15 protein-coding genes and 1 tRNA gene are annotated in these 14,143 nt (G+C 67.8%); 9 read left to right on the forward strand and 7 right to left on the reverse strand.

Features of this window, described 5'->3' with window-relative positions; translation table 11 throughout:
* Positions 1-25: 25 nt before the first annotated feature.
* Positions 26-99: transfer RNA gene (locus AU187_RS04995), tRNA-Gly, on the forward strand.
* Between the two features lie 86 nt (positions 100-185).
* Here AU187_RS04995 and AU187_RS05000 read toward each other — a convergent pair.
* The gene (locus tag AU187_RS05000) at positions 186-818 is read right to left on the reverse strand and encodes a LysM peptidoglycan-binding domain-containing protein (RefSeq protein ID WP_059166320.1); all 633 of its coding nucleotides are present in this window, start codon (positions 816-818) and stop codon (positions 186-188) included.
* Positions 819-1,081: 263 nt separating this feature from the next.
* On the opposite strand from AU187_RS05000, the gene AU187_RS05005 reads away from it, so the two are divergent.
* Positions 1,082-1,333 carry a hypothetical protein gene (locus tag AU187_RS05005; protein ID WP_059166321.1) on the forward strand — a complete coding sequence of 84 codons (252 nt, stop codon included), beginning with the start codon at positions 1,082-1,084 and terminating at the stop codon, positions 1,331-1,333.
* A 24-nt stretch (positions 1,334-1,357) separates the two neighbouring features.
* Here the strand turns inward: AU187_RS05005 and AU187_RS05010 are convergent, their stop codons facing one another.
* A complete protein-coding gene (locus AU187_RS05010) occupies positions 1,358-2,023 on the reverse strand; it encodes a VldE C-terminal domain-containing protein (RefSeq protein WP_172800160.1) in 666 nt (221 codons plus the stop codon).
* Between the two features lie 144 nt (positions 2,024-2,167).
* On the opposite strand from AU187_RS05010, the gene AU187_RS05015 reads away from it, so the two are divergent.
* Positions 2,168-3,322: a DUF7159 family protein gene (locus tag AU187_RS05015; RefSeq protein WP_059166323.1), complete on the forward strand. Its 1,155-nt coding sequence runs from the start codon at positions 2,168-2,170 to the stop codon at positions 3,320-3,322.
* A 3-nt stretch (positions 3,323-3,325) separates the two neighbouring features.
* On the opposite strand, the gene AU187_RS05020 is transcribed toward AU187_RS05015, so the two are convergent.
* Both AU187_RS05020 and AU187_RS05025 read right to left on the reverse strand, forming a co-directional pair.
* Complete coding sequence (locus tag AU187_RS05020; RefSeq protein WP_059166324.1) at positions 3,326-3,778, reverse strand: cupin domain-containing protein; 453 nt, start codon at positions 3,776-3,778, stop codon at positions 3,326-3,328.
* A gap of 24 nt (positions 3,779-3,802) precedes the next feature.
* Positions 3,803-5,524, reverse strand: a complete 1,722-nt coding sequence (locus AU187_RS05025) for an Hsp70 family protein (RefSeq protein WP_059166325.1) — start codon at positions 5,522-5,524, stop codon at positions 3,803-3,805.
* 110 nt (positions 5,525-5,634) lie between these two features.
* Between AU187_RS05025 and AU187_RS05030 the strand changes: the two genes are divergently transcribed.
* Both AU187_RS05030 and AU187_RS05035 read left to right on the forward strand, forming a co-directional pair.
* Positions 5,635-7,140 (forward strand): FAD-dependent oxidoreductase, encoded by a 1,506-nt coding sequence (locus AU187_RS05030; RefSeq protein ID WP_059166326.1) that lies wholly within the window; start codon positions 5,635-5,637, stop codon positions 7,138-7,140.
* 30 nt (positions 7,141-7,170) lie between these two features.
* On the forward strand, positions 7,171-7,629 hold the full coding sequence (locus AU187_RS05035) for a nuclear transport factor 2 family protein (protein WP_059166348.1): 459 nt from the start codon (positions 7,171-7,173) through the stop codon (positions 7,627-7,629).
* A gap of 1 nt (position 7,630) precedes the next feature.
* On the opposite strand, the gene AU187_RS05040 is transcribed toward AU187_RS05035, so the two are convergent.
* On the reverse strand, positions 7,631-8,284 hold the full coding sequence (locus AU187_RS05040; RefSeq protein WP_059098688.1) for a L,D-transpeptidase family protein: 654 nt from the start codon (positions 8,282-8,284) through the stop codon (positions 7,631-7,633).
* A gap of 94 nt (positions 8,285-8,378) precedes the next feature.
* Between AU187_RS05040 and AU187_RS05045 the strand changes: the two genes are divergently transcribed.
* Positions 8,379-9,869, forward strand: coding sequence for a bifunctional phosphatase PAP2/diacylglycerol kinase family protein (locus AU187_RS05045; protein WP_059166327.1), 1,491 nt, complete (start codon positions 8,379-8,381; stop codon positions 9,867-9,869).
* Here the strand turns inward: AU187_RS05045 and AU187_RS05050 are convergent.
* On the reverse strand, positions 9,823-10,494 hold the full coding sequence (locus AU187_RS05050; RefSeq protein ID WP_059166328.1) for a phosphatase PAP2 family protein: 672 nt from the start codon (positions 10,492-10,494) through the stop codon (positions 9,823-9,825). The two genes, AU187_RS05045 and AU187_RS05050, sit on opposite strands and share 47 nt — an antisense overlap.
* Positions 10,495-10,542: 48 nt before the next feature.
* Here AU187_RS05050 and AU187_RS05055 point away from each other — a divergent pair, with 48 nt between their 5' ends.
* The 3 genes from AU187_RS05055 (at position 10,543) to stf0 (ending at position 13,380) form a co-directional block, all read left to right on the forward strand.
* Positions 10,543-11,025, forward strand: coding sequence for a hypothetical protein (locus tag AU187_RS05055; RefSeq protein ID WP_059166329.1), 483 nt, complete (start codon positions 10,543-10,545; stop codon positions 11,023-11,025).
* A gap of 119 nt (positions 11,026-11,144) precedes the next feature.
* The gene (locus AU187_RS05060; RefSeq protein ID WP_059166330.1) at positions 11,145-12,509 is read left to right on the forward strand and encodes a sulfatase family protein; all 1,365 of its coding nucleotides are present in this window, start codon (positions 11,145-11,147) and stop codon (positions 12,507-12,509) included.
* Between the two features lie 67 nt (positions 12,510-12,576).
* Positions 12,577-13,380 carry a trehalose 2-sulfotransferase gene (gene stf0, locus AU187_RS05065; RefSeq protein ID WP_059166349.1) on the forward strand — a complete coding sequence of 268 codons (804 nt, stop codon included), beginning with the start codon at positions 12,577-12,579 and terminating at the stop codon, positions 13,378-13,380.
* Between the two features lies 1 nt (position 13,381).
* On the opposite strand, the gene AU187_RS05070 is transcribed toward stf0, so the two are convergent.
* The gene (locus AU187_RS05070; protein WP_059166331.1) at positions 13,382-14,143 is read right to left on the reverse strand and encodes a trans-aconitate 2-methyltransferase; all 762 of its coding nucleotides are present in this window, start codon (positions 14,141-14,143) and stop codon (positions 13,382-13,384) included.

Consider the following 14,143-nt stretch of genomic DNA (forward strand, 5'->3'; position numbering starts at 1 on the left):
GATGCTAGCCTTCGTGCTCAAACCAGCCGGTGTAGTTCAATGGCAGAACATCAGCTTCCCAAGCTGAGAACGCGGGTTCGATTCCCGTCACCGGCTCCACTGCGGCGGCCGCCACAACGGCGAGCGCCCACAGCCGACGGTGACATGGCATCTTTCGTTCCGGGCCACCGTTGCCTTGCGTTCAGTCAGGGAATCGTCAGTACCTGGCCGGGATGGATCAGATCAGGATTCGAAATCCCGCTGGCGTCCGCGATCACTTGATACTTGTTGCCATCGCCGTAGAAACGCTCCGCGATGGCCCACAACGTGTCACCGGAGACCACCGTGTAGGTCCGCGGCGCTGGCGGTGGCGGTGGCGGCGGCGGTGGCGGTGGCGGGGCAGCGGGAGCGGGTGCCGCTTTGGGCTCGGCCGCCGGGGCCGGCTCCTCGACTGCCGCGGGAGCCACCTCTTCTGGTGCCGTCTCAGGCGCGGCCGGTGGCGCTTCCTTGGTGTCGGTCTTCGTCGACCAGGCCGGCCCGTCGGCGGCGTACAGCACCAGGTTGCGGTCGTCCTGCAGGACGAGCTTGACGTCCTTCTTGCCCTTGGTGTCGGTGTGCCACACCGGCTTATCTGACGTGTAGAGCACGAAGTTGCCGTCGGTCTGGACTTCAGCGCGCACCACGTTCTGGCCGTTTGTGCCTGTGGCCCACACCGCTTCTCCCCGTGCCGCCAGCACGAGGTTGCCATCGTCCTGCAACGTCAACGTGTACGCCCCGTTGTTGGAGGTGAGCGATCCCCCCCTCTCGAGTTTCTGTCCTTCAGAGAGTGTGTCTGCCATGGCCTTACCTCTTTCTCCAAGGTTGCACTGCTGACCCTAGTGACCCACGTTGGGGCTGTATGGCGTTCTGCTCGACGCAATTCAAACGTTTGGCGAACGCTGGGGTCGACGGCAAGGTCACGGAGCCGACGAACTGATGAGTCAGTTTTCTGCACAATCCACGACGCCGCCCCCGCACCGGCAATAGTCTCGACTTTGCCTCGCAGGTGAGCGCATGACCGCTGCGTGCTTTCTTGTCGAGACGCTGGAACAGGAGGTGTGAGATGTTCGATCTGCCAAGGCCTGTCCGCAGACTTGCCGGTGCAGCCGTCCTCGGTGTCGCGCTCGCTGCGGGTCCCGCCGTCGCCGCACTGACCGATACACATCCGCAGTCGGTCGCGGAACCAGCATGCACCGGAAGCGAATCCGTTGTCGACGGCAAACCGACCTGTGTGCCCGCCCCTACCGCGCCGGATGCGTCCAACCCGGTGACCGGTCCGGTGGATAGCCGGGAGCACGACGGCGGGCATCACTGAGACCCGTTCAGTCGAGTCAACGCGTCAGCGGAGGTAGACCTCGTCACCGTCGGGAAAGCCGCCGCCCGTCGTGGTGATGTGCACGTGGTCGAAGTGTCCGTAGCCACCGCTCTGGGCACCGTCGGGGGTGTAATACACGCCGCGCCAGATCGCATCCTGCAACCCGAACCGCTTCGCGTTCCGCAGTGCGTACCAGACGATTTCGTTGCCTAGTGCGATCCCTTCCGCACTAGTGGGGTTGGGGATCATCACGTCGAGCGCCAGGCCGTTGGGGTGCCATCTGAGCGAGTCCGGTCGTACTCCGCCGATGTTGCTGATCTCGGGGAACGCATCGCTGATCGCACGCGACGCCAGGATGGTCTTCACCTGGAGTCCGCGTTCGGGCGCCATTCCGACCGGTAGCGAACGGTCGACGGTGCGGTACCGGGCCGCCGCCACCATGGCGTCGGGCATCGCGCTCAAGGCGACCTGACCGACCGACGGGGCCGCAGTCCGCGTCGCCGGTGCCGCCGCCACGATTTCAACGCAACACGGCGTGGCGTCCTCGACGACGGGTTGGGCTTCGGGCGCCGGGCGGGCGGAAAGGTGGACGTCTCCTCCCACCGCGAAGAAGAGCGCTGCCGGGGCGATGGCTGCAGCCACGCCCATCGGTGGCGTGCGCCGCTTCTTGGCTACGGAGTGCCGTCCCACGGGGGGTTGTATATCAAATCGTTACCTTGACCGCAATTCTTGCGGATCCGTCGAATGAGCTGCTGCTCGATGCTCTCGTTCGGCACCGCATCGGTCGGGAGGTAACCTCAGAACCTGATTCACCGCAAGAACGGGGACACGAATATGGACCTCGTGCTCGGCCTGTCGATGACGTCCAGCACGGTTCGGTGGGTGCTCGTCGAGGGCACGACCGGCGAGGGCGGCACCGTCGACCGCGGATCGTTCGACTTCGACGCCCAGGTCGATCCCGATGATCTGCTCAACGTGGTGCTTGCCGACGTCGTCGACAGCCCCATCCATGCGATCGGGGTCACCTGGACCAACGAAGCCGAAGAGGTCGCGTCCGGTGTGCTCACGGCGCTCACCGCCCGGGGATACGACAACGCGATCGCGATCTCCGAACTCGAGGCCGGCGACGTGCTGGCGGCGGGCATCGCCGACCTCGCCGACTACGACGACGTCGCGGTGTGCATCGTGGAACCCGACGCCGCGGTGGTCGCCATGGTCACCGGCGACGGCGTGACCGTCGACCGCATCGCCCGACCGCTCGACGGCGCCGACGTCATCGAGCTGCCGAGCAGCGTGATCGCGATGCTCGAGCTCAATGAATGGCAGCCGGCGGCGATCTTCGTGGTGGGGTCGGCTCCTGATCTCGATCTGATCACCTCGACGCTCGGCGATGTCACGCAATCACCGGTGTTCTCCGCGGCCGAGGCCGACCTCGCGATGGCACGCGGCGCGGCGTTGGCGTCGGCGCGTGCGGTGAACGCTCTGGACGCGACGGGTTCCCGCCAGCCCACGACGGTGGGCGCGCTGGCGTCGGTGCTCGTCGCCGCGGTGGTGACGTTCGTGGTGTCGGTCTCGGCGGCGGTCGGCCTCAGCCTCACCGGTGACGACGATCCCGCACCCGCGGCCGCCGGCGCCGACGACGAGTCCGTTGCCGTCGCCGAAGAGGCGCCCCCGGCCGTGCAGAGGGTGACCACGCCTGCCGAGGCGATACCCGTGGTCGCGCAGACCATCGCCGTGGCCGCGCCGCCACCTCCGGCCGCACCCGCTGCCGAGCCGGTCTACGAACCACCTGCCTATGTGCCGCCCGCGCCCGAGTACACGCCGCCCGCGCCCGCCCCGGCGTACACACCGCCGGCACCCGTGTACGCACCGCCACCGCCGGCGCCCGCCTATGTGCCTCCGCCGCAGCCGCGCCTGCGCGACCGCATCATCGAGCGGATCCCGATCATCAACCGGTTCCACGAACCGGATTACTCGTACGGGCGTTAAGCCCTACGGGCAGGCGGCCGGGGCGTCGTCCCGAACCGGCCGGCCGGCAGGCAGCGTGTAGGTGACCGTCGCCTCCGCGTGCTCAAAGCCCTTGTTGGACACCACATGCGGCACGCCAGCCGGGATGAAGATGGCCTGTCCCGCAGCGAAGGCGACCGGCGCACAACCGGTCGCGGTTTGCAGCGTCACTGTGCCGGCGTTGATCACCGAGTGCTCGGGGCCGGGGTGCGTGTGCCAACCGCTGCTCGACGCCGGAGACAGCACGAGGTTCTGCACGTACAGGGTCGTCGGCTGCCCCACTGTGACGATCGCGATCGGCGTATCGGTGGTGCCCTTCGCCAGATCGGTGCGCTCGATGTCGCCCTCGGCCGGCGTGCCCGCCGCCGGCGGTGACACCGTCATCCCCGCGAACACAACCGCAACCGCCGACGCAACGGCCCTCCCCGCCCGGTTCATCACCGCATTATCCGACACCTGGACCTACGGGACCGGCTGGTACGGATTCTGCGGGACCTGGATCGGGATCGGAACGGGCACGAACGGCACCGTCAGATAGGTGGTTGTCATCGGCGTCGTCGTCGGGGTGGTGGTGGTGGTCGTCGTGGGCGGAGTGGTCGTCGTTGTTGTTGTCGTTGTCGTCGTGGTGGTTGTCGTTGTCGTTGTGGTTGTTGTCGTGGTGGTCGTCGTTGTTGTGGTGGTGGTTGGGTCCGTCGTGGTGACGACGGTGGTCACCGGTGGGGGCGGCGCCTCGCTGGTCATCGTCGGTGGCGGCGGCGCGCTGGTGACCGTGACGGACTCCACGGGTGGTGGCGGCGCTTCGCTGGTCGCGGGGGGCGGCGCGGACGGCGGCGGAGCCGGCGAGGTGCGTGGTGCCTCGGTCACACCGGTGTTGCCCGTCGCGCTCGTCAACGCGATCGCCACTCCGCCGACGGCGACCACCGCGACGGCCGCGGCCACGCCGAACACCATCCCCGGCAACCGCTGCCAGATTCGCGGTTCGTCGATCGGACCGGTCGGGGCCACGTACCGCACCGGTGGCCGCATCGACCCGGTGTCGTAGGGAGCCTCGTACGGTTCCAGCCCGGTGTACGGCACGGGTTCGCCGGCCGAGTCGTCGTCCTGCGACCACGCCAGCGCCCGGAACGTCGCCGACCCCGGCGAGTCGACGTCCGCCGGCGGCACCGGAGCCAACCCGGTCTGCGCTTCAGCGGCCGAGGTATAGGCCCCGATCAGCGCGGCGCCCACCGAGGCGGCGACCGAAGGTTGCGGTGTCGTGATCACCGGCACGCCGGAGTGCTCGGCAAGGCGTCGCCGGATCAGCGGAATGTTGGCGCCGCCGCCGACCGCGACGACAGCGGCAACATCAGAGCGGTCAATTGCGTTGCGCTGCAACGTGTTGTCCATCGCTTGCAGAGCATCGGCGAGTGGCGTGGCGATCAACGCATCCAGCTCGTCGCGGGTCAGCCGGATCGCCGCCCGGTGGCCGGGCAGCTCCGCGTCGACGTCGGTCGCCTCCTCCGCCGACAGCCGTTCCTTGGCGCGGCGGCACTCCTCTCGCAGGCGGGTCAGCGATCCCACCGCGGCGGTACTCGCGGGATCGACCCGCCCCGACGTCGCGAGCTCGTCGAGAATGTGACTCAGCAGCGCCTGGTCCACCCAGTCGCCGGAGAACTCCGCGTGCCGGACGGTTTCGGCGATCGGCTCGAGTGCCGCGCCCGCGTCCGCCAGCGTGATGCTGGTTCCGCCGCCGCCGAAGTCCAACAGGACCACCACGCCCTGCGTCGGGAGACCGGGATTGGCCTGCAGCGCCCTCAGCGACGCTGCGGCGTCGGAAACCAATCGAGCGGGCTCGCCGTCAGCGCCGAGGGCCGAGTTTGCGCGCATCGCGGTGCGCAACGTCTGCAGCGTCGCGGGTCCCCAATGCGCGGGGACCGCGACGGTGACATCGGCCGACGGCGTACCACCGATGCTGTCGACCAGCTCGGCAAGCGCCGCGACCAGCAGCCGGTCGGCCGAATGCAGCGATCCGTCCGGGGCGACCAGCGGCACCGAGTCGCCGACGCGCTCGACTAGGCCGGTCATCACGACGCCGTCCGGCAGGGTGAACACCGGGCGCCTGGTCACTGGTTGATTGGCTTGATTGTCGATACGTACCGCGACCAAGTTCGTCGTCCCGATCGACAACCCCAACGGGTCGCTCATAACGGACCACACGATAGCCGTCCGACCACGCGGAAACCGTCAGACACTCCGTGCGAACCCCGTTCGGCCGCCGTCGTTTTGGGCCGCCCCAAACGGGTATCTGCAAGGCCATGACATCTCTCTGGCTGGCAAACCGCGTCGAGCAGCCGACACCACCCGACCCGCTGGGCGAATCGGATCGTTCGGCCGACATCGTGGTCGTGGGTGCCGGGATAACGGGCCTCATCACCGCGGTGCTGTTGGCGCGGGCAGGCAAAGACGTGCTGGTGCTGGAAGCGCAACGGGTTGGCGCGGGCGCCACCGGCAACACCACCGCGAAGATCAGCCTGCTGCAGAGCACCAAGCTGTCGAAGATCGTCGACAAGCACGGTGCGAAGACGGCCGGCCAGTACGTCCAGGGCAATCGCGAGGGTCAGGAGTGGCTGATCCAGCACTGCGAGGCGCACGGGCTGGCTGTCCAGCGGGAGGACGCCTACACCTATGCGCAATCGGACAAAGGTGTCTCGTCGGTCCGCCAGGAACTGCAGGCCTGCGAGGCCGCGGGGCTCGACGCCCAGTGGGTGGATGAAGCCGACGTACCGTTCCCGTTCCATGGCGCGGTCCGGCTGGCCGACCAGGCGCAGTTCGACCCGATGCCGTTGCTGGACAGCCTGGTCGTCGAACTCGAGGAGCGCGGCGGCCGGTTGGCGCAAGGCGTTCGGGTGCAGAAGGTCTCGACCGAGGGCGACGGACTCACCTTGGCCGTCCGCACCAGCGCCGGTGACGAATTCGACGTCCGCACCAAGCAAACCGTTCTCGCGACAGGTATTCCGATCTTGGACCGCGGCGGCTTCTTCGCCCGTCTCAAGCCGCAACGCTCTTACTGCATGGGGTACAAGGTGCCGGGCAACATCACGCGCGGGATGTACATCTCCGCCGACTCCCCCACCCGGTCGATCCGATATGCGCCGACGCCCGACGGCGACTTCCTGATCGCCGGTGGCGCAGGACATCCGGTCGGTCACCAGAAGAGCCCGGCGTCCTCGGTGCAGGAACTCGACCAGTGGACGAAGTTGCACTACCCCGGCGCGATGCAGACGCATTACTGGTCCGCGCAGGACTATTCGCCGATCGACGAACTGCCCTACGTCGGCCCGATCCTGCCGGGCAACGACAAGATCTTCGTGGCAACAGGTTTCGACAAGTGGGGAATGACCAATGGAACCGCCGCGGCGCTAGCGCTGTCGAGTCGCATCCTTGGCGGGCGGATGGACTGGGCGGAGGCGTTCGCCAGTTGGAGTCCGCACGAACTGTCCGGGATCCCGAAGGCGCTGCAGACCAACGCGCAGGTCGCTCTGTATCTGGCGCGAGGGTGGATCACACCGGTCACCCGAATCGCCAACCGCACGCCCGACGAGGGTGGTGTGGTCAGCGGACCGCCGTGGGACCTCGAGGCCCGCAGCGTGGTCGACGGCCGCGAGTACCGGGTGTCGCCGGTGTGCCCGCATCTGGGCGGCATCGTCAATTGGAACGACGCCGACGAGTCATGGGAGTGCCCGCTGCACGGATCGCGCTTCGCGCCCGACGGCACGCTTCTCGAGGGCCCGGCCACCCGCAATCTGACATCCGCGCGGTAGCCCCCACCCGCGTGTGCTGCAATGTCCGCCATGGGTGACATCGACGAGATCCAACAAGTGAAGTTCCGGTACCTGCGTGCCCTCGACACCAAGCATTGGGACGAGTTCGCCGAAACCCTCACCGAGGACGTGATCGGCAAGTACGGCGAGTCGATCGGCGAGGAGCACCACTTCACCAACCGCGAGGAACTGGTGAAGTTCATGCGGGACTCGCTGGGGCCCGAGATCATCACCGAACACCGCGTCACCCATCCCGAGATCACCGTCGACGGCGACGAGGCGACGGGCACCTGGTATCTGCAGGACCGGGTGATCGCGCCCGACTTCAACTTCATGTTGATCGGCGCGGGTTTCTACCACGACCGCTACCGGCGCACCAGCGACGGGTGGCGGATCAGTGAGACGGGATACGACCGCACCTACGACGCGTCGATGTCGCTCGAGGCGCTCAATTTCAAGGTGAAACCCGGTCGGGCACTGAACATCTGACTCACTGCGCGATCGCGATCAACGCCCCTGGCCGCAGCCACCGCATGATCTCTACCAGCTTGTCGTCGGCGATCGCCACGCATCCCGCGGTCGGGCCGCCGTCGGTGGCGTGCAGGAAGAATGCGCCGCCGTTTCCGGGCACCCGGGCCTTGTTGACCCCCATCACGACCGCGTGCACGTACTGCGGGATGTCGAGATTCTCGGTCCCACTGGCCGGATCGGTGTCGAACGGGCACTGGGCCTTCTTGCAGACCTGCATGGTGTTGTAGGTGGGGCTTTTCATGTCGCCGTCCCACCAGTGGTCGGGCCCGACCTGGACATACGGCAGGCCCCCGCCGGGGTTGGGTGCGGTGCCGAACGCGAAGTCGAGGGTGAATACGCCCATGGGCGTTTTCATTTCGCCGTCATGGGTCTGCGGCGACATGCCGTTGGCCCCTATCCAGGCCGGGATGCCCGCCGCGACCGGTTGCCAACCGGCCGCAGTCCGCTGATAGACGTCCATTTTCGCCTTGGACCCGCCGGTGCCCACGACCGAAATCACCTGGGTGGCCGAACCGACCGACTGGGCGAACCACGGTACGGTCTGCGCTTGGCCGACGGGCGCTAGCGCCAGAGTCATCGCGACCGCACACAGCAGGGTCAGCAGTCGGCGCACTCGGTCATGCTATGGCCCGGCGCTGCGCGCGTCGGGTAAGCCACGCTTGGCGCTGCCAGGGTTAGTTGTTGCGGAGTGTGGATACGTTGGGGAGATGAACTTGCTGTCCCGCAGTCGCCACCGCGGTGTCCGACAGATCGGCCGGGGCCTCGGCACGCTCGACCGCGAGGTGTTCGAAGCGATCGCGGAATCGCCGAGTCCGCTGCTCGACGCGGTGATGCCCCGGCTGACCCGGGCGGCCGATCACTCGAAGCTGTGGTTCGCCCTTGCGGCGGCGTTGGCGGCGTCCGGGGGCGCGTCGGCAAAGCGCGGTGCGATCCGCGGTGTCCTCACCCTGGCGGTCACCAGCCTGATCACCAACCAGGGAGCCAAACGGGTGTGGCTGCGACAGCGGCCCAACCGCCTCCTGGTACCGCTGGCGCGCCAGGCCCGTCGGACGCCGACGTCGAACTCGCTACCGTCGGGGCACTCGGCCAGCGCGGCGGCATTCGCCGTCGGCGTCGGCCTGGAGAGCCCGCCGCTGGGCCTCGCGCTCGCGCTGTTGGCGGGGCTGGTCGGCATGTCGAGGATTGCCACCGGTGCGCACTATCCCGGTGACGTGCTCGCCGGATTCGGCATCGGCGCCGGGGTCGCGGTGCTGGGCGGACGGGTGGTGCCCGCGGTGGTCCCGCCGAGGATCCCAACCGCCGACCCGCTTCGGGTGGAGACCCCGCCGCGCCCGGACGGAGCCGGGGTGGTGCTGGTCGTCAACCCGACATCCGGCAGCGGCACAGGTGCGCGCATCGTCGAGCAGGTCCGAAACGCATTGCCCCGCACTGATATCACTGAGCTCAACGATGACGACGACATCGAAAGCGTGCTGCGTTCGGCGGCGCAGCGCGCAGAGGTACTCGCCATCGGCGGTGGGGACGGCACGGTGTCGTCCGCCGCGGCGGCCGCTCTCGAAGCGGGCATCCCGCTGGCGGTTTTCCCGGGCGGCACATTCAACCACTTCGCCAAGGACATCGGTTGCGAGACAGTGGACAAGACGATCGAGGCGATCCGGCAGGGCAGCGCCGCGTGTGTCGATCTGGTCTGCATGAACGAGAATCAGATGGTGGTCAACACCGCCAGCATCGGCGCGTACCCGGCATTTGTCCGGACCCGCGAGAAGTACGAGCACAAAGTCGGTAAGCCGCTGGCCGGCCTGTACGCGATGTTCCACACTTTGCGCCACGAGAAGCCGGTACGCATCTGTTACGACAACAAGACGTTGCAGACGTTCCTGTTCTTCCTTGGCAATTCGGCTTATCTGCCATCAGGATTCGCGCCGTCGCGGCGAACCCGTATGGACGACGGCCTGATGGACATCCGGATTCTCGAGACCGGCCGCCGGTTCAGCCGGCTGCGCATCCTCGTCGACGCCGCCCTCGGCCGGCTCGTGCGCAGCCCGTTCTATCACGAGATGCGGGTTCCGCAGTTCGAGTTCACGGCGGTGGACGGGCCCACCATGCTGGCCCTCGACGGCGAAGTCGGAACCGAATGCACCACGGCCAGTTTCAGCGTGCAGTATCGGGCGCTACCGGTGTTTCGTCCGCTTCCGTGATCGGTCGCGACGGCGGCACCGCCAGCAGGCAGAACACGAAATACGCGTAGCCCAACGCCCATCCGGCCGCCACGTCGGACGGGTGATGCACATTGAGCACCACCCGACCGAGACCGATCACGACGACGACAACCGCACCGAACGCGATCAGCCAACCTCGCGCAGGAGCCCGCACGATCGGCAGTCCCACGGTCAACAGCGCGAGTACGGCGACCAGCACGCCGAGCGCGTGGCCGGAGGGGAACGACGTGCCGAGCGCGAAGACGAACGCGGTGTCCGGACGGGGGCGATCGGCCGCCGCCTTGGCGGCCTCGGTGACGAGGCCGGAGAGCTCCACGCTGATCAGGAGGAACATCGCGATCCGGACGTTGCGCCGCGCCAGCGCCACGATGATCAGCACGACGGTGATCAACCGGAAGGCGTTAGGCCCCAGGACGGTGCACAGGACGTCCCATCCGAGCACCCAGCCCGGACGCCCTTCGCCCCGCCGATAGAACGAGTCGAGCGCGCTGGAGTCGACGGCCGTCAACCACATCCACTGCTGCGCATATCCCACCCACAGCACGGCATACACCGCGATCGCGCCAACGGCCGTTGCCGTCAGCCAGCGCTTGTGTGATGCCACCGCTTCACCTCTACCACGTGAATCACTGTGCCGTTAGGGTGACAGCCCATGGCCGTGTTCCTGCGTAAGCTGCTCCGAATCGGCGGTCTGCCCGACGACATGCGGACCGAGGTGGAGGCCGAAGGCGTTATCTTCCTCGCCGAGTACATCGCGGTGACCCGGCGGTTCAGCGGCAAAATCCCGGGCCGGCGCGCGAACGTCAACGTCACCAGCTACGTCGGCTCGCTGGCGCTGACCAACGAGCGGGTTCTCGGCACGCTGTCGACGGTTCCGAAGTTGGCGGCCCGAACCATCGACCAACGCTGGGACGCCGCGCAGTCGGGCACCGTCAGCGCCGAACTCTCGGCTACCGGCATGCTGATCGACGTCGACATCGCTGGGATCGATTCGCGCTTCAGCGGCCAACTTTCGATGCACTACAAGGTCACCATCCCCGAGGACGTGCTGATGCGCCTGCCCCGGCGACAGTTGTCGTTCGACGCACCGCCCGAGTACGTGTTCCGCGCGGTGGGCGTGCCCTATCACCCTTGACCGCCGGTTGACGCACCCATCGGGGCTTTCAGAACGGTGGTGGCTCGTTGCGAGCCAAAGGGTTGCCCGCCCGTGCCGCCTACGTTTCAGTGGGCACGACAGCGACGAGAGGACTGGCAGTGAGCGACCCGGGGCCCTACAACGTGCTGTTCGTGCACTGGCACGACCTCGGTCGCCATCTCGGCGCGTACGGCCACCAGGATGTGTCGAGTCCGCGCCTCGACGCACTCGCCGCCGAGGGGATTCTGTTCACCCGCGCGCACGCCACGGCGCCGCTCTGCTCGCCGTCGCGCGGTTCGCTGTTCACCGGCCGCTACCCGCAGAGCAACGGGCTGGTCGGGCTGGCCCACCACGGATGGGAATACCGGACGGGCGTGCGCACCCTGCCCGACTTGTTGTCCGAATCCGGCTGGCACACTGCGCTGTTCGGCATGCAGCACGAAACGTCGTATCCGGCGCGGCTCGGTTTCGACGAGTTCGACGTCTCCAACTCCTACTGCGAGTACGTCGTCGAACAGGCCACTCGTTGGCTGGCCGACCCGCCCGCGCAGCCGTTCCTGCTCACCGCGGGCTTCTTCGAGACCCACCGACCGTATCCCCGCGACAGGTACGAACCCGCCGATGCGACCGATGTCGTCGTACCCGACTATCTGCCCGACACCCCGGAAGTCCGCCAGGATCTCGCCGCGTTCTACGGATCGATATCGGTCGCCGATGCCGCGGTCGGCCAGCTGCTCGACGCGCTGTCGACGACGGGCCTCGACCGCACCACCTGGGTGGTGTTCACGACCGATCACGGCCCGGCGCTACCCCGCGCCAAATCGACCTTGTACGACGCCGGCACGGGCATCGCGATGATCCTGCGCCCACCACGCCACGCGGACATCGCGCCGAAGGTCTACGACGAGTTGTTCAGCGGCGTGGATCTGCTTCCCACGCTTCTCGAGCTTCTCGGCGTCGACATCCCCGCCGACGTCGAGGGCCTGTCGCATGCGGCCGGTCTGCTGACCGCGGCGGCGCCGCCACGCACCGAGGTCTACACCACGAAGACGTACCACGACTCCTTCGATCCGATCCGCGCGGTCCGGACGAAGGAGTACAGCTACATCGAGAACTACGCCGCGCGGCCGCTGCTCGATCTGCCCTTGGACATCGCCGACAGCGCTCCCGGCCGCACCGTGGCACCGCTGGTGCAAGCCCAACGCCCGCAACGCGAACTCTATGACCTCCGAACCGATCCCACCGAATCACGCAATCTGCTCGGGCCGGACGCGACGGGCAGCGCCGAGGCCGTCGCCGACGACATGGCACTGCTGCTCAACGACTGGCGCACCAAGACCAACGACGTGATCCCGTCGGAGTTCGCGGGCACCCGCATATCCGAGCGCTACACCCAGACTTACCTACGCCTGCACGGTCCGAGCGTCACCAGCCGGTCGGCGATCGCCTCGGACCGCGGTGTCGAAGGGCACCTCAGCAGCTGAGTTTCGCTCATCATGATCGAAAACCTCCGCCGCGCACGATCTTTGAAGTCCCGTTATGCTCTCGCGCATGTCAGCGCACGCGACGGCGTATCTCGTTCTGGCGTCCCAGCGCAGCGGTAGCACGCTGCTGGTCGAGTCTCTGCGCGCGACGGGTGTCGCCGGCGAGCCCGCAGAGTTCTTCCAGTACCTGCCGACCACCAGTCAGGCGCCCCAGCCGCGTCAGTGGTTCGCGGCGGCCACCGACGAATCGATCCTGCGCCTCCTCGATCCCCTCGACGACGGCAAGCCCGACCTGGCGCCGCCGGAGATCTGGCGCGACTACATCCGTACGGCGGGCCGCACCCCCAACGGCATCTGGGGCGGCAAGCTGATGTGGAACCAGACCCCGCTGTTGCTCGAGCGCGCCGGCGAGCTGCCGGACCGCTCGGGCACCGGCCTGCTGTCGGCCATCCGCGACGTCATCGGCAGTGACCCATTACTAGTTCACGTCCATCGTCCCGACGTTGTGTCGCAGGCTGTTTCGTTCTGGCGCGCGGTGCAGACCCGGGTCTGGCGCGGCCGCCCGGACCCGTCGCGCGATGCGCGCGCTGAATACCACGCAGGCGCGATCGCCCACGTCGTCACGATGCTGCGGGCCCAGCAGGAAGGTTGGCGGAGCTGGTTCGCCCAGGAGGGCGTGTCCCCCATCGAGGTGTCCTATCCGGTGTTGTGGCGCAACCTCACCCAGGTCGTCGGCGACATTCTGGAGGCGCTCGGGCAGGACCGCCGGCTTGCGCCGGAGCCGGTGCTGCAGCGGCAGGCCGACCAGCGCTCCGACGACTGGGTCGACAGGTACCGGGCCGACGCCGAGCGGGACGGCTTGCCCACCTGAGTCAGCCGATCTGCGCGGCCACGAAGATGCGGCGAAACGGGAAGAACGTCTTACCGTCCGCCCTCGTCGGATACGCGGCGTTTAGCAGCGGAATCAGGTCCGCCCGGAACTCGTCCCACTCGGGACCGGTGAGCCGACTCCGTACCGGCCGCAACGCGGTGCCCGTGAGCCACTGCAGCACCGGATTCTCGCCGGTCAACACGTGCACATAAGTTGTCTCCCAGGCATCGACCGTGCAACCGGCGTCGGTGAGCAGATCCGCGTAACCGGCCGCATCGGAGACTTGGCCCTCCCGGAACGGAAAGTCCCGCAAGGGTTCTGCCCAGCGATCCCGTCGCGCGAGCTGGCGCACCGCACGGTGCGACGGCGCGTCGAAGTTTCCCGGCACCTGGATCGCGAGCCAGGCCCCGGCAGGCAGTTGTCCGGCCCAGCCGACGAGCAGCTGTGAATGGCCGGGCACCCACTGCAGCGCGGCGTTGCTGATCACGACGTCGGTGTCGGCTTTCGGCACCCAGTCGCGAAGGTCGCCGACGTGCGCATCGATTCCCCGCTCCCGCGCCGCCGCGACCATCTCCGGTGAGCTGTCCAACGCGTCGATCGCCGCTCGCGGCCAGCGCTGTGCCAGGCCGACAGTGAGATTGCCCGGCCCACAGCCCAGATCCGCCACCCGCCGCGGCGCGTCGGCGCCGACCCGCGACAGCAGGTCGAAGAACGGCCGCCCGCGCTGGTCGGCGAAGGCCAGATACACCTCGGCGTTCCACAC

Source organism: Mycobacterium sp. IS-1556 (genome assembly GCF_001499985.1).
Lineage (GTDB): Bacteria > Actinomycetota > Actinomycetes > Mycobacteriales > Mycobacteriaceae > Mycobacterium.